Origin of the sequence: Bariatricus sp. HCP28S3_A4 (assembly GCF_052066395.1) — a bacterium.
Lineage (GTDB): Bacteria > Bacillota > Clostridia > Lachnospirales > Lachnospiraceae > Allocoprococcus.
This window is the reverse complement of record NZ_JBQHSE010000022.1, coordinates 37269-57600: the sequence shown is the minus strand read 5'-3', so window position 1 is coordinate 57600 and position 20332 is coordinate 37269. Positions and strand designations below refer to the sequence as shown.

Genomic DNA, 20332 nt, shown 5'->3' with positions numbered 1-20332 from the left:
GTTTCTGGACAATTCCATTATATCAAAAGAGCGTTATTTATGCCCTTTTTATTGGCTGAAATATTGAATTTTCAAGGTACAGAACACCTTATCGGTGTGGGAAGTTTGAGTTATTAATTTCAAATAAGGCATTTCATTACTGACTGTGATGGAATGCCTTGTTATATCTTTGACTCAATCAGGGCTCTTTATGAAGCAAAACAGAAGGGGAAAGCACGTTCCGTCATTTACCGGACGGCTGAATTATGTGAAGAGAAAAATATGTATTAGAATGGTCCCTTTCGCTGGGGAGGAATGGCTTGAAAATACAGGCTGATTCGCTTATAATAATCCATAGACTGATTACTGTGAAATTTGAAAAAAGAATTGTAGGTGATATGTCATGAATTATGGGAATATAAAAGAATGCGATATTGCAAATGGGCCGGGCGTCAGAGTCAGTTTGTTTGTTTCGGGATGCCGACATCATTGTAAAGGCTGTTTTAACGCGGAAACCTGGGATTTCGCGTATGGAAGTCCATTTACTGAAGAGACGCTGGCGGAATTGTTGGAAGCGCTGAGACCGGATTATATTCAGGGATTTACGCTTCTTGGGGGAGAACCTTTTGAACCGGAGAATCAGCAGGTGCTGGTAAATGTGCTGAGGCGTATCCGGGAAACGTATCCGGGTAAGAATATCTGGTGTTATACGGGATATTTGTATGATGTCGATCTGATTCCCGGTGGAAAAGTATTTACCGATGTAACAGAGGAAATGCTTTCCTATGTAGATGTATTGGTGGATGGACCATTTGTGGAAGCGGAGAAGGATCTTACGCTGGTATTTCGGGGAAGCAGGAATCAGAGAATACTGGATCTGAGGCAGGAAAGAGAAAATGGATAAGAAAGATTTGTTATTATACGCGGTGACGGACCGGAGCTGGCTTGAGGAAGGAGAGACTCTGGAGGAGCAGGTGGAGAAGTGCCTGAAAGGCGGGGCAACCTGCATCCAGCTTCGGGAGAAGCATCTGAGTGAAGAAGAGTTTCTGGAAGAGGCCCGAAGGATGAAAGTAGTGTGCGCAAAGTATCATGTGCCGCTTCTGATCAATGATAATGTGGAGATCGCTCTTGCCGTGGATGCGGATGGTGTTCATGTGGGGCAAAGTGATATGGAAGCGCAGGATGTGCGCGCGAAAATGGGACCGGACAAGATAATCGGGGTCACGGCGAAGACGGTGGAGCAGGCACTTCTGGCAGAAAAGCATGGGGCGGATTATCTGGGCTCCGGTGCTGTATTCGGCACCAGTACCAAGGAAGATGCTTCGAAGATGGATCATAAGGTTCTGAAGCAGATTTGCCAGGCAGTAAACATTCCGGTTGTGGCGATCGGGGGAATTACAGAGGAAAATGTGGCAGAACTGGCGGGAAATGGAATATGTGGTGTTGCAGTTGTCAGTGCAATTTTTGCAAAAAAGGATATTGAAGCGGCGACAAGAGAACTGAAGCTGCGGACGGAAGAGATGGTGAAAGCGTGATTCAATATGCGATTTTTGATGTAGACGGGACACTCCTGGATTCGATGTCTATCTGGGAAGAGGCGACTGAGCAGCTTCTGAGAAAGAAAGGAATTGTTCCGGAGGATGGGCTTATTGATACGATCATGCATATGAGCATGGAAGAAGGTTCTGCTTATGTGAAGGAGAAGTATCAGATGCCTGAGACGGCAGAAGAGATTCTTACGGGGATTGTAGAGCTTGTTGAGAAGTTTTATCGGGAGAAAGCGGGATTTAAGAAGGATGTCCGGGTGCTTCTGGATGAACTGAAGAAGAGGAATGTGAAAATGGTGGTTGCCACTTCGGGAAGTGCGGAACTTGCCGGAGCAGCACTTGAACGTCTCGGGGTTCGGGATTATTTTTTGAGGATTTTTTCCTGCGGAGAGGTCGGCGCCGGGAAAACGCGGCCGGATATTTTCCTGAAAGCAGCGGAAACATTGGGGAGTACTCCGGAGGAGACCTGGGTGTTCGAGGATGCTGTTCATGCGGTCAGAACGGCGAAACAGAGCGGGTTTAAGGTGACTGTGATCTATGATGAAAGCAGCAAAAAAGACTGGGAAGAAATCAAGTCTCTGGGGGATGTGGTTCTGGAGGAATCGGATTCTTATATGAAATTCTTCGATAAGCAGGGATAGCAGAAAGGAAAGTGTGAGATGAAAACAGCATTAACAATAGCAGGCAGTGATTCGAGTGGAGGCGCCGGTATTCAGGCGGATATTAAGACGATGACGGTCAACGGGGTCTACGCCATGAGTGCAATCACGGCCTTGACGGCACAGAATACGACCGGTGTCACGGGAATTATTGAAGTGACGCCTGATTTTCTGGGAAAACAGCTGGATGCGGTTTTTACGGACATCCGGCCGGATGCAGTGAAGATCGGAATGGTTTCCGGGAAGGCATTGATTGAAACGATTGCGGACAAGCTGGAAGTGTATCATGCGGAAAATATCGTTGTGGATCCTGTGATGGTTGCCACCAGTGGGGCAAGGCTGATCAGTGAGGAGGCGATCGGCGCATTGAAAGAGAGACTGCTTCCGATGGCGACGGTATTGACGCCGAATATTCCCGAAGCTGAGGTGCTTGCCGATATGCAGGTGAAGACGGAGGAAGACATGGTAACTGCAGCAGAAGTGATCAGCCGCAGATATGGCTGCGCAGTTCTGTTAAAGGGCGGCCATCAGCTGAATGATGCCAATGATCTGCTTTATCGGGAGGGAAGCATAAAATGGTTCTGCGGCAGAAGGATCGATAATCCGAATACCCACGGAACGGGATGCACCTTATCCAGTGCGATCGCGGCAAATCTGGCGAAGGGATTTGATCTGGATACATCGGTGGAACGGGCAAAGGAATATATTTCCGGTGCGCTTTCGGCCATGCTGGATCTGGGAAGCGGAAGCGGGCCGATGAACCATGCCTTTGCGGTTACCGGAAAATTTACGGAGGAACAGTCATGATATTATTTAACAGTGATTATACAGAGGGAGCACATCCCAGAATTCTGGAAAGATTGATGGAGACGAATCTGGAGCAGACTACCGGTTATGGGGAGGATGCTTACTGTGAGGCGGCAAGAGAAGCGATTCGAAAGGTGTGCGATGCGCCGGAAGCGGATGTACATTTCCTGGTGGGAGGAACGCAGGCGAATTTTACCGTTATTTCGTCGGCTCTGAAACCATATCAGGGCGTTTTGTGTGCGGATACCGGCCATATCAATGTACACGAGACCGGTGCGGTGGAGGCATGCGGACACAAGGTGCTTGCACTTCCGGGGAAGGATGGCAAGATCACGGCTGAGCAGATTAGGAATGCGCATGATCTGCACTGGAGCGATGAGTCACACGAACATATCGCGCAGCCGAAGATGGTATACATTTCCCATCCGACAGAGCTTGGAACCCTGTATACGAAAGGTGAGTTGGAAGAAATCGGGCGTGTCTGCCGGGAATGCGGTCTGTATCTGTTTCTCGACGGGGCAAGGCTAGGGTATGGTCTGATGGCTCCGGGGACGGATGTGACAATTGCGGATATTGCAAAAATTTGCGATGTGTTTTATATTGGCGGTACGAAAGTCGGCGCGCTCTTTGGGGAAGCAGTTGTGATCATGAATCCCCAGTTGAAACCGGATTTCCGCTACTGTATTAAACAGAAGGGTGGTATGTTGGCAAAGGGGCGTCTTCTGGGAATTCAATTTCTGGAGCTGTTCCGGGACGGGTTGTATTTTGAGATTGCAAAGCATGCGATCGATATGGCGATGATTTTAAAGGAAGGGTTGAAGGAAAAAGGGTATTCTTTCTTTATGGACAGCGTGACGAACCAGCAGTTTATTATGATCGAGGATGAGAAGCTTGAGAAGATCCGTGAAAAATACGGTGTGACATATCAGCAGAGATATGATGAGACGCACAGCGTAATCCGGCTTTGTACCAGCTGGGCTACGACGGAGGAGAATGTGAGATCACTTCTGGCGGATCTGTAAATATGAAAATGTAAGATGTATACGTAAAAAAAGGTCCGGTGGACCTTTTTTTTGTTTTGGGGGATAAAGATAAAGTTAAATATCTAATTAAATAATGCGCAGAAATTATAATAAAAGTATAAAATCTTTTCTCATACAATTGACATTTCTGTACATAAATCATAGAATAACCGTTAGACATCTAAGCATTGGAGGTGAGATGATGTATCAGGATGAACGGAGAGAAGGCGACAGTACCGGCATGTGCTGTGACAAAAACATACCATTACTGTTTTTGATGCATCAGGTGTTTCATATGAATGTGCAGTATATTATTCACTTGATAGAACCTTTGAAGATTAAGCCGGGACACGCCGGGATTTTGCTTTTTCTTAGAAAAGCAGGGCCGCTCTCGCAGCGTGAGATCGCGGATCATATCGGGGTGAAGCCGCCGTCTGTGACGGTCGCGATCCAGAAGCTGGAGAAGCTGGAGTATGTGGAGCGCAGACCGGACAAGAAGGATCAGCGTATCGTAAATATTCAGATCACGGAGAAGGGGATGGAATGCACAGAGAAGTTAATGACAATTGCGGATCAGGCAGATGCGGTACTGTTCAAGGATATGAGTGTAGAAGAAAAGCTGCTGCTCCGGCGTTTGATGCTGCAGATGTGGGAAAATCTTTTTTCTGTAAAGGAGATTAATCTGAAAGAATTAATGGAAACATGTCCCCATATGGACCAGACAGAAAAGGGATATGTGAAAACGAGAAGAAAGGATCGTTGTTGATATGAGAAAATTATTGAAACATTTGAAACCGTATACGGCGACCATTGTTGTTATCATCGGTTTCCTGATTGTTCAGGCAACCTGCGATCTGTCACTTCCTTCTTATACTTCTGACATTGTAAATGTGGGAATTCAGCAGGGAGGAATTGACGAGAAGATACCGGAAGCTGTTACCGAAGAGGAGATGGAGAGGCTGCTTTTGTTTATGAGCAGGGAGGATAGCGAACGGGTGCTGGAGGCGTATGAGCTGAAGACGGCGGATACCGGATATGACTGTGAAGGCAGTGTTTATGTTCTGAAGGAATCAGCTGCCGAAGACAAGGAAGAAGTGCAGGAATTGTCGGAAATCCTGGGACAGCCGATGCTGCTGGTATCCGGATTTGAGTCTGATAGCGATACAACCAAACAGATGGAAGTATCGATGAAGGACAACATGAAAGCAGCCATTCAGTCACAGGCGGAGGCAAAGGCAAAGAAAGCCGCCTCTCAGATGACAGAAGAGGAGAAGGCTGCTCTTGAGGCAAATCCGGAGCTTGCTAAGAAACAGCAGGAAGAAATGCAGGCGCAGATTGAAGCGCAGATGCAGAAGATTGATGAAGCGGATATGTTCGAAATTCTGGGAATGCTCTCTGAGGATCAGAGAGAAGAGATGGTAGCACAGATTGCAGAAAAAATGGATGATATGCCGGATGCGATCGTGGAGCAGGCAGCTACGGCTTATATAAAGACTGTGTATGAAAAGCTGGGAATGGATACGGAACAAATTCAGAACAGCTATATTCTGAGAACAGGTGCGAAGATGATCGGCCTAGCATTTCTTGGAATGCTTGCCAGTGTGATGGTGGGACTTCTGGCATCCCGTGTTGCGGCTAGAACCGGACGTGACTTAAGAAGCAGGGTATTCAAGAAAGTAGTCGGATTTTCAAACGCGGAATTCGACCATTTCTCAACGGCATCCCTGATTACAAGGAGTACCAATGATATCCAGCAGATTCAGATGCTGGTCGTTATGTTACTGAGGATGGTAATGTATGCACCGATCATGGCGGCAGGCGGAATCATCAAGGTATTCCGGACCAATGTCGATATGTCATGGATCATCGGACTTGCGGTTGTGCTCATACTTCTGCTTGTGTTGGTATTATTTATCGTGGCAATGCCGAAATTCAAGATTTTGCAGAACATGGTGGACCGTCTGAATCTGGTAACGAGGGAGATCCTTACCGGACTTTCTGTTATCCGGGCGTTCAGTACGGAGAAATATGAAGAGAAGCGTTTTGATAATGCAAACAAAGATCTGATGAAGACAAATCTGTTTGTAAATCGTGCGATGACATTTATGATGCCGGTCATGATGCTGGTCATGAATGGAATTACGATTCTGATCGTCTGGAACGGGGCGCATGGAATCGATAACGGAAATATGCAGGTCGGTGATATGATGGCATTTATCCAGTATACGATGCAGATCATCATGTCGTTCTTAATGATCTGTATGGTGTCCATCATGCTCCCGAGAGCGGCGGTCGCTGCAGATCGTGTAGATGAAATTCTTGCGAGTAAAACAGCAATCGAGGATCCAGAGAATCCGGAAACACTCCCTGCAGGAAGTAAAGGAGAAGTGGTGTTTGATCATGTAAACTTCCGCTATCCGGGGGCCGAGGAGGATGTGCTTCATGATATTCATTTCACGGCAAAACCTGGACAGACGACAGCGATCATCGGAAGTACTGGAAGCGGAAAGTCTACGCTCGTCAACCTGATTCCGAGATTCTATGATGTGACAGGCGGAAGGATCCTGATCGACGGAACCGATATCCGGGAAATCACTCAGCATGAGCTTCGGGACAAATTGGGATATGTTCCGCAGAAAGGGGTACTGTTCTCAGGTACGATCGAATCCAATATTCTTTACGGAAATCCGGATGGAACGAAGGCGGAGATGGAAGAGGCGGCTTCGATTGCCCAGGCGACAGAATTTATCGAAGAGAAGCGTAAAAAATATGACAGTCCGATCGCTCAGGGCGGAACCAATGTCTCCGGAGGACAGAAACAGAGATTGTCCATTGCGCGTGCGATCGCGAAGAAGCCGGATGTCTTTATTTTCGATGACAGCTTCTCCGCGCTGGATTATAAAACCGACGTAACGCTGCGGGCTGCCTTGAAGGAAAAGACGCAGGACAGTACCGTTATTATTGTGGCGCAGAGAATCAGCACGATTCTCCATGCAGAACAGATCATCGTTCTGGATGAGGGAAGAATAGCGGGAATCGGTACACATAAAGAGCTTTTGAAAAACTGTGATGCATATTATCAGATTGCTTCTTCGCAGTTGTCCGAGAAGGAACTTGCGGGAGATATGGGAACGACCGGAAAGGAGGAGATGGCGCATGCCTAGACACGGAGGACACGGACCGATGAAATCAACGGAAAAAGCGAAAGATTTCGGCGGGACTATGAAAAAACTGATCAATTACATGAGTGTATATAAAATCGGCATTTTCTTTGTCGCGGTATTTGCGATCGGAAGTACCGTTTTCAGTATATTGGGTCCTAAGGTTCTTGGAAAAGCGACGACGGAGATCTTTAACGGACTGATCAGCAAGATATCCGGAGGCGACGGGATTGATTTTGGGAAAATAGGAAAGATACTGATTGCGCTTCTCTGCCTCTACGCGGTAAGTGCGCTGCTGTCTTTCCTGCAGGGATTTATTATGACAGGAATATCACAGAAAATGACATACCGCATGAGAAAGGAAATTTCCGAGAAAATCAACCGCCTGCCAATGAAATATTTTGACAAGACGACACACGGAGAGGTACTCTCCAGAGTGACGAATGATGTAGATACGCTCAGCCAGAGTCTGAACCAGAGTGCAACGCAGTTGATCACTTCTGTGACAACGCTCATTGGTGTTCTGGTGATGATGCTGAGCATCAGTCCACTGATGACGGTCGTGGCACTTTTGATTCTTCCAATCTCTATGATATTTGTATCTACGATCGTAAAGCATTCTCAGAAGTTCTTTAAGAGCCAGCAGGAATATCTGGGACATATTAATGGACAGGTGGAAGAGGTTTATGGCGGACACAATATTGTAAAGGCATTCAACAAAGAAAAGGATGTGATCCGAACCTTTGATGAGACGAATGAGATCCTTTATCAGTCGGCGTGGAAATCACAGTTCCTTTCCGGTATGATGATGCCGATCATGCAGTTTGTCGGCAATCTGGGATACGTCGGTGTTTCGATACTTGGAGGATATCTGGCAATCCGCAAAACAATTGAAGTGGGTGATATCCAGTCCTTCATTCAGTATGTGCGTTCTTTTACCCAACCGATCCAGCAGGTAGCGCAGGTCGCGAATATGCTGCAGTCTACGGCGGCAGCTTCCGAGCGAGTATTTGAATTCCTTGGAGAAGAAGAAGAGGACCAGGTTGTGGAACATCCGGTTTCTGTGGAGGGACTGGAAGGAAATGTCACGTTCGATCATGTACAATTTGGTTATAATCCGGATCATGTGATCATCCATGATTTCTCGGCTGAGGTACATCAGGGACAGAAGATTGCCATTGTCGGTCCTACAGGAGCCGGCAAGACCACGATGATCAAACTGCTGATGCGTTTTTATGATGTGAATAAGGGAGCGATTCTGGTTGACGGACATAATGTCAGGGATTTCAACAGGAGTGAGCTCAGGGAAATGTTCGGAATGGTGCTTCAGGACACCTGGCTGTTCAACGGAACGATTGAGGATAATATCCGCTACGGCAAGCTGGATGCGACACATGAGGAAGTGGTAGCGGCCGCGAAAGCGGCACATGTACACCGGTTTGTACAGACTCTGCCGAACGGGTACCAGATGGAACTAAATGAAGAGGCGAGCAATGTGTCCCAGGGGCAGAAACAGCTTCTTACGATCGCAAGAGCGATTCTGGCGGATCCGAAGATTCTGATTCTGGACGAGGCAACAAGCTCTGTTGACACCAGAACGGAAGTCCAGATTCAGAAAGCAATGGATAACCTGATGAAGGGAAGAACCAGCTTTGTAATCGCACATCGTCTCTCAACGATACGGGATGCGGACCTAATTCTGGTGATGAAGGACGGAGATATTATCGAACAGGGAAGGCATGAAGAATTGCTTGCGAAAGGCGGCTTTTATGCCGAGCTATATAATTCTCAGTTTGAATCTGCTTCAAGCTGTGCATAGAGAAAAAGCGGGCGATGTCCATATGACATCACCCGCTTTTTCAATGGAAAGATTTTATATTTGGATCAGTTTTTCTGCGCGTTCCAGAGATTCTTCAATATTGCTGCAGAAATTCTCTTTTCCGGCCATTTCCACAAAGCCGGCTTTATTCAGTGCATTCATAGGCTGTTCATTTACATGAGAGAAGATTATCGTAATGTTGTCTTCTTTACATTTTTTCCATAAATCGATCAGAGAGTTCATGGCTGTGCTGTCTAATGCCGGAACACCGCGCATACGGAGTATCAGACATTTGGTTTTGCTATGGCAGATGATTTGTTCGATGGAGTCAGCTGCGCCAAAGAAGAGCGGACCATTGATTTCGTAAACGCTGATCTCACGCGGAAGTACGCGAAGCTGACTATTTACTTCTTCACTGTCGTCATCTGCATAGGTCCATCCTCTTATACTTGTCTCATCGCTCATGCGCTTGATAAATAACAGACATGCAAGAAGCATTCCGATCTCGATTGCAACTACAAGGTCGAAGACGATGGTGAGGATAAAGGTAATGACAAGAACTGCGATGTCGCTCTTTGGGGCAGTCTTTACCAGACGAACAAACGGTCTCCACTGGCACATATTGTATGCAACAATGAAAAGAATCGCAGCGATTGTCGGCATAGGAATCATTCCGGCGAATGGCATCAGGACGACAAGAACCAAAACCAGAGTGATAGAATGTACCATACCGGCAATCGGAGTACGGCCACCGTTCTTGATGTTGGCAGCAGTACGTGCAATGGCTCCTGTTGCAGGGATTCCTCCGAAGAATGCAGAAGCCATATTGCCGGCGCCCTGGGCAATCAGTTCCGTATTGGAACGGTGTTTGCTGTTGATCATTCCATCGGCAACCACACAGGAGAGAAGCGATTCGATGGCTGCCAGCACTGCGATGGTAAATGCATCCGGAAGTGCGGTGCGTATCATTTCAAAGCTCATGGACGGTAGATGGAATGACGGCAGACGGTTACTGATGGTATACAGATCCCCGATGGTATTGACCTTCAGAGGCAGGAATCTCACCATCAGGATTCCGACGATCACGGCAATCAATGATCCCGGGATTTTCTTAGCAAAATATGGAGCGATGATCAGGACGGCAAGACTGACGAGGCCGACGATTACGGCATGGATGTTCAGGGTAGAGATATTTTGGATAAATGCTTCCAGTTTCTCCATAGTCTCGATCGGCTTCACGCCTTCCGGATAGGTGAGACCACAGAAGTCTTTGAGCTGTCCAATGACAATCGTTACGGCAATTCCTGCGGTAAATCCGGTAGTGATTGTAAATGGAATGAATTTGATTAAGCTGCCAAAATGGCAGATACCCATAATGACCAGAATGATTCCGGCAAGGATGGTTGCCGCAGCGAGGCCGTCGGTGCCGCTTTTGGCGACAATACCGGCTACGATGGTTGCAAATGCTGCGGTCGGCCCGGCGATTTGTACTGCACTACCCCCGAGTGCAGAGATAACGAATCCGGCTACGATTGCGGTGAAGATTCCGGCTTCCGGCCCCACACCGGAAGCAAGTGCAAGTGCGATAGAAAGCGGAAGCGCAATAATAGCCACAATAATGCCAGCTGTTACATCCTTGATGAACTGTGAACGGTCATAGCCTTTCAGGGTTGTAAGCAGCATTGGTTTGAAAGTTCCCATGTTTACTTGTTCCTCCTTTAGATAAACTTTTGTAGTTCCCGAAGTGAATATATCCTTCTGGTTCATAACTCCCAATATAAGTATATCAGAGGGAAAAGATGTGGTAAAGAAAAAAAGTGCCCGAAGTGGCAAACTTCAGGCACTAAATCAAATACATAAAGGATTAGTTCTTAGAAGACTGGTAGTCCAGTGCGGCTTCTACAAAACCTTTAAACAACGGATGCGGTTTGTTTGGACGAGACTTTAGTTCCGGATGAGCCTGAGTCCCGATGAACCATGGGTGGTCTGGAATCTCGATCATTTCCACGATCCTTCCGTCCGGAGATAAGCCGGAGAGCTTCATGCCGTTCTTTTCCAGCACATCACGGTAGTCATTGTTGACTTCGTAACGGTGGCGGTGCCGTTCGGAAATCTCTTTCTTGCCGTAGAGCGAGTAGGCCTTGCTTGTCTCATCAAGAACACAAGGATAAGATCCCAGTCTTAAGGTCCCTCCAATATTTTCCACGCCAATCTGATCCGGCATAATATGGATGACAGGATGCGTGGTGTCCGGTTTCAGTTCCACACTGTGTGCATCGTGATATCCGACCACATTTCTTGCAAATTCCACAATGGAAAGCTGCATGCCAAGACAGAGACCGAGAAATGGAACTTTGTGTGTGCGGGCGTATCTGATTGCTTCGATCTTTCCGTCTATACCGCGGTCTCCGAAACCTCCCGGCACGAGGATACCGCTTACATCGGATAGGATCGTATCCACATTCTCCGGAGTTACCGTTTCTGAATCCACCCATTTAATATTTACGGTAGTATGACTGTAAATACCGCCGTGCTTTAAGGCTTCTACTACACTGATATAGGCATCGTGGAGCTGGATGTATTTTCCGACCAGTGCTACAGTCACTTCCTGAGTAGGATGCTTCAGACAGTCTACCATCTCTCTCCAGTCCTTGAGGTCCGGCTCCGGACATGGAAGATGAAGGGATTCGCACACAACTGATGCGAGGTGTTCCTCCTCCATGGCAAGCGGTGCTTCGTAAAGATACTCTACGTCCAGATTCTGGAGAACATGGCTTGCAGGTACATTACAGAACAGGGCGATTTTGTCCTTGATGCCGTCGTCCAGCGGATGTTCGGAACGGCAGACGAGAATATCCGGCTGAATGCCCATTCCCTGGAGCTCTTTTACACTTGCCTGAGTCGGTTTGGTTTTCATTTCCTGAGAAGCGCGAAGATACGGAATCAGGGTTACATGGATCAGGATGACATTTTCATGCCCCATATCATGCTGGAACTGACGAAGCGATTCCAGGAAAGGCTGACTTTCGATATCGCCTACGGTTCCGCCTACTTCAATGATTGCAATCTCTGTGTCGGTAGCGGTTGGGTTTCTGTAAAAACGGCTTTTGATTTCGTTTGTGATATGGGGAATGACCTGGACGGTTCCTCCTCCGAAGTCTCCCCGGCGTTCCTTCTGCAGAACAGACCAGTAAATTTTACCGGTTGTAACATTGGAATTTCTGGTAAGACTTTCATCAATAAAACGTTCATAATGTCCGAGATCGAGATCGGTTTCCGCACCGTCATCGGTTACGAATACTTCTCCGTGCTGTACCGGATTCATGGTTCCCGGGTCAATGTTGATATATGGATCGAATTTCTGCATGGTGACCGTGTAGCCGCGTGCTTTTAAAAGACGACCGAGGGATGCTGCTGTGATTCCTTTGCCGAGACCGGATACAACACCTCCGGTGACAAATACATATTTTACTGCCATAATAACCTCCTTATACTATACTGCTCATACCATTACTATATTTTTTCTCTAAAAAAAGCGAAAAAAACCATAAGATATCAATCTTTGGCTTCCTCGTCAAACCCGGTTCGAAATGAAACCGGTAAATAATATAATTGTGAAATAAAATACTTTAAAAGTATACACCCAATCCACAGGAAAATACAATCTTTTTTTGCAGACTGGGTGTAAAAAAATCACAAAGTTTGAATGGTGAATTTGTGCTTATTGGTAAATTGGTTTTTTCTCATATTTCGGCTCAGAAGTTGTCTGAATAGAAAGCTTCTGAAACAGGCGGACATCCACATTTGCCAGCATGACAGAGGTGTGCGCCTGACAGCCTTTCAGCTTCGGAATCTGATTCAGGGCAAGTTCTGCAACAGGGTCAGTAGAAGCGCTGATGGAAAGTGCGATCAGGACTTCGTCGATGTGAAGACGCGGATTGCGGCTTCCAAGATATTCTGTCTTGACTTTCTGAATCGGCTCGATTGCTGCCGGAGAGATCACATGTACACTGTGATCAATGCCTGCAAGCTCTTTTAATGCATTCAGAATCAGGGCGGCTGAAGCACCGAGAAGTTTGGAAGTCTTACCGGTTACGATTTTTCCGTCCGGAAGCTCCAGTGCTGCGGCAGGTCCGTCGGTCTCGGCGGCTAGATCCAGTGCGGCATCTACTACCTTGCGGTCGTGTACGGTAACGCCAGCCTGATTCATAAGAAGTTCAATTTTATAGGCTTCTTCACGTGGACAGCTTCCGGCAAGAAAGCGGTCCATAGTATGATAATAACGGCGGATGATCTCCTGCTTGGATGCCTCGCGGCAGACTTCATCGTCGCAGATACAGTTCCCGGCCATATTGACACCCATATCAGTTGGAGATTTGTAAGGACTACTTCCGTAGATGCGCTCAAATATTGCACAAAGTACCGGAAAAATCTCTACGTCACGATTGTAGTTGACTGTGGTTTCTCCATATGCTTCCAGATGGAACGGATCAATCATGTTGACATCGTTCAGATCGGCCGTCGCAGCCTCATAGGCAAGATTGACTGGATGTTTGAGCGGTATGTTCCAGATCGGAAATGTCTCAAATTTCGCATATCCAGCGTGGATTCCGCGTTTGTGTTCGTGATAGAGCTGGGAGAGGCATGTCGCCATCTTGCCGCTTCCCGGTCCTGGTGCTGTGATAACAACCAAGGGGCGAGTGGTTTCAATATAATCATTCTTACCGTATCCTTCGTCACTGACGATCAGTGGTATATTGGAAGGATACCCTTCTATCATATAATGAATATAAACTTTAATTCCCATCTTTTCCAGACGTCCTTTGAACAGATGTGCACTGTTCTGACCGGAATATTGCGTGATTACAACACTTCCTACATAGAGGCCGTTTTCTTCAAAGGAGTCCTTCAGACGCAGAACGTCTGTGTCATACGTGATCCCCAGATCACCGCGTACTTTGTTTGCTTCTATGTCGGCAGCGCTTATGACGATGACGATCTCGGCAGTATCTGAAAGTTCTTTAAGAAGGCGGAGCTTGCTGTCCGGCATAAAACCGGGAAGAACTCTGGCTGCATGGTAGTCATCAAAAAGCTTTCCACCGAATTCGAGGTAAAGCTTGTTGTCAAATTTATTGATACGTTCACGAATATGTGAAGACTGCATGCTAAGATATTTTTCATTGTCAAATCCGATTTTCATTGGTTACCATCCCTCTCTGCGTGTATTATTGACATTCCACTTAACAGTATACTATAGTATATGTCATTTTTACAATCTTTTCATAATCTTTTTATTGATTTATGTTTTTGAGCTACTTATAATAGAAGAGATGAAAACTAGGAGGATACTTATGAATAATCAAAATAACAGGAATAATCCTAACAATAGAAACGGAAACCCTAATAATAAGAACAATCGTCAGGGAATGAATATGCTGATTTTCATACTTCTTCTTGTTGCAGTTCTTATGTTTTCCTTTTTCCAGATGCGTGATGACGATAATGCGCAGGAAATCTCTTATGACCGTTTTATGGAGATGGTTGAGGACGGAGAAGTGAAGGAAGTTGTGATTGAATCAGACCGGATCGTGATCAAACCGAAGAGCGAGAGTGAGATCGCAGCGGAGAAGGATAAGGCAACTGATGAGAGCGGAGTGGTTGAGGGTGCTGTAAAAGAGAATCAGGAGGAAGATAAAAAGAGTATCTTTGCTTCTGAAAAAGAGTATTATACTGGAGTTGTAGATGATCCGAACCTTACACAGAAACTGCTGGATGCCGGCGTGAAGCTCAGCCACGAGATACCGGATTCTACACCATACATTGTTATGAACCTCCTTGCAACAGTGCTTCCGTTCGTATTTCTGATCGGGATGGCCATCTATCTGATGAGAGGAATGTCGAAAGGCGGCGGAGTGATGGGGATCGGTAAGAGCAATGCCAAGATGTATGTGGAAAAGTCTACCGGTGTTACATTTAAGGATGTTGCCGGACAGGATGAGGCAAAGGAATCTCTGCAGGAAGTAGTAGATTTCCTTCATAATCCAGGGAAATATACCGGTATCGGTGCGAAACTTCCGAAAGGTGCACTGCTTGTGGGACCTCCGGGAACAGGTAAGACTCTTCTTGCGAAAGCGGTTGCTGGTGAGGCGAATGTGCCGTTCTTTTCTTTGTCCGGTTCTGCGTTTGTTGAGATGTATGTCGGTGTAGGTGCTTCCAGAGTGCGAGACCTTTTCAAACAGGCTCAGCAGATGGCTCCGTGTATCATCTTCATCGATGAGATCGATGCAATCGGTAAGAGCAGGGACAGCCAGCTCGGCGGAAACGATGAGCGTGAGCAGACGTTGAATCAGCTTCTTGCGGAAATGGATGGATTCGATACAAATAAAGGGTTGTTGCTTCTTGCAGCTACGAACCGTCCGGAGATCCTGGATCCGGCGTTGCTTCGTCCGGGACGTTTTGATCGTCGGATCATCGTTGACAAGCCGGATCTGAAAGGACGAATTGATGTCCTCAAGGTACATTCGAAAGATGTCAAGATGGATGAGACCGTGAATCTGGAAGAAATTGCGCTTGCAACTTCAGGAGCGGTGGGATCAGATCTTGCAAATATGATCAATGAGGCTGCCATCAATGCAGTGAAGAACGGGCGTCAGGTTGTATCACAGGCAGACCTTTTTGAGGCAGTGGAAGTGGTTCTTGTAGGTAAGGAGAAGAAAGACCGGATCATGAGTCAGAAAGAGCGCCGGATCGTGTCTTACCATGAGGTGGGACATGCCCTGGTAAGTGCTCTGCAGAAGGACGCTGAACCGGTGCAGAAGATTACAATCGTTCCAAGAACGATGGGAGCGCTCGGGTATGTAATGCATACACCGGAAGAAGAGAAGTTCCTGAATACCAAGGCAGAACTGGAAGCGATGCTGGTGGGAATGCTCGCGGGCCGTGCCGCGGAAGAAATCGTGTTCGATACGGTAACGACTGGAGCGTCCAACGATATTGAGCAGGCAACCAGAATTGCACGTGCTATGGTTACACAGTATGGTATGTCAGAGAAATTCGGCTTGATCGGTCTGGAATCAGTTCAGAATCGTTATCTGGACGGACGTCCGGTCATGAACTGCGGAGAAGCAACAGCTTCTGAGATTGATCAGGAAGTCATGAAAATGCTGAAAGGGGCTTATGCAGAAGCCAAACGTTTGTTATCCGAGCATCGTGATACAATGGATCAGATTGCTGAATTCCTGATTCGTGAAGAGACGATTACCGGAAAAGAATTCATGAAGATCTTCAGAAAATGCGAAGGAATTCCGGAGCCTGAAGAAGATGAGACAAAAAAAGCAGGAGAACTTCCTGCAAAAGAGAAGGAACAGAGACTTCTGGATCAAGAAAACAATTCAGGAAATGAAACTGAAAAAGATGAGGATGGATTCATTCTTCCTAAGAACAGATAAATAGAAGTATATTTTGCGGCGGTCAGCTTGATTTTAGCGGACCGCCGTTTTGTCACTTGTATTATTCCCTGCGGACAAGTATAATAGGACTATGGAAAATCAGACATTTATTATTGAAGAAGAATTAAAGAAACTGCCCGGACGTCCGGGCGTTTATCTGATGCATGATGAAAAGGATGAGATCATTTATGTAGGAAAGGCGATCAGCCTGAAGAATCGTGTCCGGCAGTATTTTCAGAGTAGCCGTAATAAGGGTGTGAAGATTGAACAGATGGTGACACACATTACTCGTTTCGAGTATATTGTCACAGATTCTGAGTTGGAAGCGTTAGTGCTGGAATGTAATTTGATCAAGGAATACCGCCCGAAATACAATACCATGCTGATGGATGACAAAAGCTATCCTTTTATCAAAGTTACGGTAAATGAGGCATACCCGAGAATTATGATGGCCCGTCAGATGAAGAAAGATAAGGCTAAATATTTTGGCCCTTATACGAGTGTGACTGCAGTGAAGGATACGATTGAACTGGTACGGAAGCTGTATCATTTGAGAAGCTGCAACAGAAGCCTTCCCAAGGATATCGGAAAGGAGCGGCCGTGCCTTTACCACCATATCAAGCAATGCGATGCTCCATGTCAGGGGTATATTTCTCAGGAAGAATACAAAAAGTCGGTAGATGAGGTGCTGAAGTTCCTGAATGGAAACTATGAGAAGATACTGGGAGATCTGGAACAGAAGATGATGGAGGCATCGGATAATCTGGAATTTGAGAAAGCAATCGAATACCGGGAACTGATCGGAAGTGTCAGACAGATTGCCCAAAAACAGAAGATTACAGATACAGGAGGAGAAGATCGGGATATTATTGCGCTTGCGAGAGAGCAGGAGGATGCGGTGATCCAGGTATTTTTTATTCGCAGCGGCAGGCTGATCGGACGTGATCATTTCTATCTCAGAATTGCAAAAGGAGATGGAGTAAGTGAGATCCTATCCAGTTTTATCAAACAGTTTTATGCTGCTACACCTTATATACCGGGAGAGCTGATGCTTCCGGAAGAACCGGAAGACCAGGACATTCTGGAACAATGGTTGGGGCAGAAGAGAGGGCATAAAGTGCATTTGCGGGTCCCAAAAAAAGGAGAAAAAGAGAAACTTGTGGAACTTGCCGCAAAGAATGCGCAGCTGGTTCTTGCAAAGGATAAGGAAAGGCTGAAGAGAGAAGAGGGAAGAACGATCGGGGCGGTCAAGGAGATTGAGAGTATTCTGGGACTTCAAAATATTTTGAGGATGGAGGCTTTTGATATTTCCAATACGAATGGATTTGATTCAGTGGGATCCATGGTAGTATATGAGCGTGGAAAACCGAAACGTAATGATTACAGAAAATTTAAGATCAAAGGAGTTCAGGGAGCAGATGATTATGCCAGTATGAGAGAAGTGTTGACCAGAAGATTCCTTCATGGACTGGATGAACAGAAGAGTGGGAAGGAACTTGGAAGTTTCCAGGTATTTCCGGATCTGATCCTGATGGACGGAGGAAAAGGTCAGGTGAATGTGGCGCTGGAAGTTCTGGATGAACTGCATCTTGCGATTCCGGTCTGCGGTATGGTAAAGGATGACCATCACCGGACCAGGGGATTATATTATAATAATGAGGAACTGCCAATTGATCGAAATTCAGAGGCTTTTCGGCTGATTACCAGAATCCAGGATGAAGCACACCGTTTTGCAATTGAATTCCACAGAAAGCTGCGTGGACAAGGCCAGGTTCATTCGATTCTGGATGATATCCCCGGTATCGGACCGGCAAGGAGAAAAGCGCTTATGAAGAATTTTGTGGGATTGGATGAAATAAAAAAAGCTGAAATAGAAGATTTGAAAAAAATTCCATCTATGGATGAAAAATCGGCACGAAGCGTGTATAATTTCTTTAGGAGTGACACAAAAGATCAGGATGAATCCCTGGAAAAAAGATAAAGGAAAAGGAGAACAGACAATGGGAGTTGAGTTACAGAGAATCGTGGAAAAAATGAAGTTGAAGAATCTGACACCGGAAGTGGATCTGACAAAACGTGAAGTAAAGATTCCGGATATCAACAGACCGGCACTTCAGCTGGCAGGTTTTTTTGATCATTTTGAGTCTCAGAGAGTGCAGATAATCGGATATGTGGAGTATACGTATCTGGAGACACTGTCAGAGGAGCAGAGAGAAAAGATCTATGTTACGTTGATGTCTTATGGCGTTCCTTGCTTCATTTTCTGTCGGGAATTGATGCCGGACAAAGTATTTCTTGAGAAAGCAGTGGAAACAGGGACTCCGGTGTTTATTACGGACAAGCCGACTTCGGCATTTACAGCGGAGATCATTCGCTGGTTGAACGTAGAACTTGCACCTTGCATTTCTATACACGGCGTTCTGGTTGAGGTGTATGGTGTCGGTGTCCTGATTATGGGTGAAAGCGGAATTGGAAAGAGTGAGGCTGCGCTGGAACTGATCAAGAGAGGACATCGTCTTGTAACGGACGATGTGGTTGAAATCCATAAAGTCAGTGATGATACTCTGGTCGGAATGGCACCGAATATTACAAGACATTTTATTGAGCTGAGGGGAATCGGAATCATTGATGTGAAAACTTTGTTCGGTGTACAGAGTGTGAAAGAAACACAGAATATCGATCTGGCGATTACGTTGGAAGACTGGAATAAGGATAAAGAGTACGACCGTCTTGGACTTACAGAAGAATATACGGAATTCCTGGGCAACCGCATTGTTTGCCATAGTATTCCGATTCGTCCGGGAAGAAATCTGGCAATTATCGTCGAGTCGGCAGCTGTCAACCATAGGCAGAAACAGATGGGGTATAACGCTGCTCAAGAATTATACCGGCGTGTTCAGGAAAATCTGCAAAAAAAGTAATTAGATAAAAGAAGGAGAAAAGAAAATGAATTATTGTTTTGGAGTTGACATTGGAGGAACGACAATCAAAATGGGATTGTTCCAGTTTGATGGAAAGATGGTTGATAAATGGGAAATCAAGACCAGAACGGAGAACGCAGGGGAAGCAATTCTTCCGGATGTTACAAAAGCAATTAATAAGAAAATGATGGAGTTTGGACTTGAGAAACAGCAGATTCTCGGAATCGGGCTTGGAATTCCGGCACCGGTCACAGAAGACGGGATTGTGTCGAATACCGCAAATCTCGGATGGGGATACAAGGAAGTGAAGCGTGAGTTGGAGGAACTGACCGGAATCCATGTTGCTACGGGAAATGATGCCAATGTAGCTGCGTTGGGAGAAATGTGGCTCGGTGGAGGCCAGGGACATCGCAACATGGTCATGGTTACGCTCGGAACCGGCGTAGGTGGAGGAGTCATTATCAACGGTGAGTGTGTGATAGGAAAGCATGGAGCAGGCGGTGAAATAGGACACATTTGTGTGAATTATGAAGAGACGGAACCCTGCGGATGTGGTAACAGAGGATGTCTGGAACAATACGCATCAGCGACGGGGATTGTTAGACTTGCCCGGAAACGTCTTGCGCAAGACGAGGAGCCGAGTTTGCTGCGTGATGTTACGGAACTCAGTGCAAAAGAAGTGTTTGATGCTGTAAAAAAAGATGACAAGGCAGCAATTGAAGTCGCAAAAGAGTTTGGAAAATATCTGGGATATGCACTTGCCAATCTTGCGGCAGCATGTGATCCTGCAGTCATTGTAATTGGGGGAGGAGTATCAAGAGCCGGAGAAATCCTTTTCGACTATATCGAGGGGCCATTTAAGGAAAGAGCATTCTTCGCAAACAGGGAAACACAGTTTGCTCTTGCACAGCTCGGAAATGATGCAGGAATCTGTGGGGCGGCTAAGATGATCCTTAAATAAGTACATAT

At 46.3% G+C, this 20332-nt stretch carries 15 protein-coding genes; 12 read left to right on the top strand and 3 right to left on the bottom strand.

Going from position 1 to position 20332, the window contains the following annotated elements:
• Window positions 1-382: 382 nt before the first annotated feature.
• The 8 genes from nrdG (at window position 383) to ACTNBF_RS11510 (ending at window position 8994) form a co-directional block, all read left to right on the top strand.
• Window positions 383-883, top strand: a complete 501-nt coding sequence (nrdG, locus tag ACTNBF_RS11545) for an anaerobic ribonucleoside-triphosphate reductase activating protein (RefSeq protein ID WP_427820230.1) — start codon at window positions 383-385, stop codon at window positions 881-883.
• Window positions 876-1514: a thiamine phosphate synthase gene (gene thiE / locus ACTNBF_RS11540; RefSeq protein ID WP_441089307.1), complete on the top strand. Its 639-nt coding sequence runs from the start codon at window positions 876-878 to the stop codon at window positions 1512-1514. The genes nrdG and thiE overlap by 8 nt, the downstream gene beginning before the upstream one ends.
• Window positions 1511-2167: an HAD family hydrolase gene (locus ACTNBF_RS11535; RefSeq protein ID WP_441089306.1), complete on the top strand. Its 657-nt coding sequence runs from the start codon at window positions 1511-1513 to the stop codon at window positions 2165-2167. The genes thiE and ACTNBF_RS11535 overlap by 4 nt, the downstream gene beginning before the upstream one ends.
• An 18-nt stretch (window positions 2168-2185) precedes the next feature.
• The gene (gene thiD / locus ACTNBF_RS11530) at window positions 2186-2992 is read left to right on the top strand and encodes a bifunctional hydroxymethylpyrimidine kinase/phosphomethylpyrimidine kinase (protein WP_427820227.1); all 807 of its coding nucleotides are present in this window, start codon (window positions 2186-2188) and stop codon (window positions 2990-2992) included.
• Window positions 2989-4014 (top strand): threonine aldolase family protein, encoded by a 1026-nt coding sequence (locus ACTNBF_RS11525; protein WP_427820226.1) that lies wholly within the window; start codon window positions 2989-2991, stop codon window positions 4012-4014. Before thiD ends, ACTNBF_RS11525 begins: the two co-directional genes overlap by 4 nt.
• Window positions 4015-4213: 199 nt before the next feature.
• On the top strand, window positions 4214-4780 hold the full coding sequence (locus tag ACTNBF_RS11520; RefSeq protein ID WP_427807416.1) for a MarR family winged helix-turn-helix transcriptional regulator: 567 nt from the start codon (window positions 4214-4216) through the stop codon (window positions 4778-4780).
• Window position 4781: 1 nt separating this feature from the next.
• Window positions 4782-7178, top strand: a complete 2397-nt coding sequence (locus ACTNBF_RS11515) for an ABC transporter ATP-binding protein (RefSeq protein WP_441089305.1) — start codon at window positions 4782-4784, stop codon at window positions 7176-7178.
• Window positions 7171-8994, top strand: coding sequence for an ABC transporter ATP-binding protein (locus tag ACTNBF_RS11510; RefSeq protein WP_427807412.1), 1824 nt, complete (start codon window positions 7171-7173; stop codon window positions 8992-8994). The genes ACTNBF_RS11515 and ACTNBF_RS11510 overlap by 8 nt, the downstream gene beginning before the upstream one ends.
• Window positions 8995-9048: 54 nt before the next feature.
• Here ACTNBF_RS11510 and ACTNBF_RS11505 read toward each other — a convergent pair whose 3' ends face one another.
• From ACTNBF_RS11505 to ACTNBF_RS11495, 3 genes are all read right to left on the bottom strand, one after another.
• Window positions 9049-10695: a SulP family inorganic anion transporter gene (locus ACTNBF_RS11505; protein WP_427820222.1), complete on the bottom strand. Its 1647-nt coding sequence runs from the start codon at window positions 10693-10695 to the stop codon at window positions 9049-9051.
• Between the two features lie 163 nt (window positions 10696-10858).
• The gene (locus tag ACTNBF_RS11500; protein WP_427820221.1) at window positions 10859-12472 is read right to left on the bottom strand and encodes a CTP synthase; all 1614 of its coding nucleotides are present in this window, start codon (window positions 12470-12472) and stop codon (window positions 10859-10861) included.
• A gap of 243 nt (window positions 12473-12715) precedes the next feature.
• Window positions 12716-14194, bottom strand: coding sequence for a DUF1846 domain-containing protein (locus ACTNBF_RS11495; protein ID WP_427807406.1), 1479 nt, complete (start codon window positions 14192-14194; stop codon window positions 12716-12718).
• Window positions 14195-14345: 151 nt separating this feature from the next.
• Between ACTNBF_RS11495 and ftsH the strand changes: the two genes are divergently transcribed.
• The 4 genes from ftsH (at window position 14346) to ACTNBF_RS11475 (ending at window position 20324) form a co-directional block, all read left to right on the top strand.
• Entirely contained in the window at window positions 14346-16442 is a 2097-nt protein-coding gene (gene ftsH / locus ACTNBF_RS11490) for an ATP-dependent zinc metalloprotease FtsH (RefSeq protein ID WP_441049578.1), read from the top strand.
• A gap of 91 nt (window positions 16443-16533) precedes the next feature.
• Complete coding sequence (gene uvrC, locus ACTNBF_RS11485; protein ID WP_427820219.1) at window positions 16534-18423, top strand: excinuclease ABC subunit UvrC; 1890 nt, start codon at window positions 16534-16536, stop codon at window positions 18421-18423.
• Between the two features lie 19 nt (window positions 18424-18442).
• The gene (hprK, locus tag ACTNBF_RS11480) at window positions 18443-19363 is read left to right on the top strand and encodes an HPr(Ser) kinase/phosphatase (RefSeq protein WP_427807400.1); all 921 of its coding nucleotides are present in this window, start codon (window positions 18443-18445) and stop codon (window positions 19361-19363) included.
• A 25-nt stretch (window positions 19364-19388) separates the two neighbouring features.
• Entirely contained in the window at window positions 19389-20324 is a 936-nt protein-coding gene (locus ACTNBF_RS11475) for an ROK family glucokinase (protein ID WP_427820218.1), read from the top strand.
• The last annotated feature ends 8 nt before the right edge of the window (window positions 20325-20332 follow it).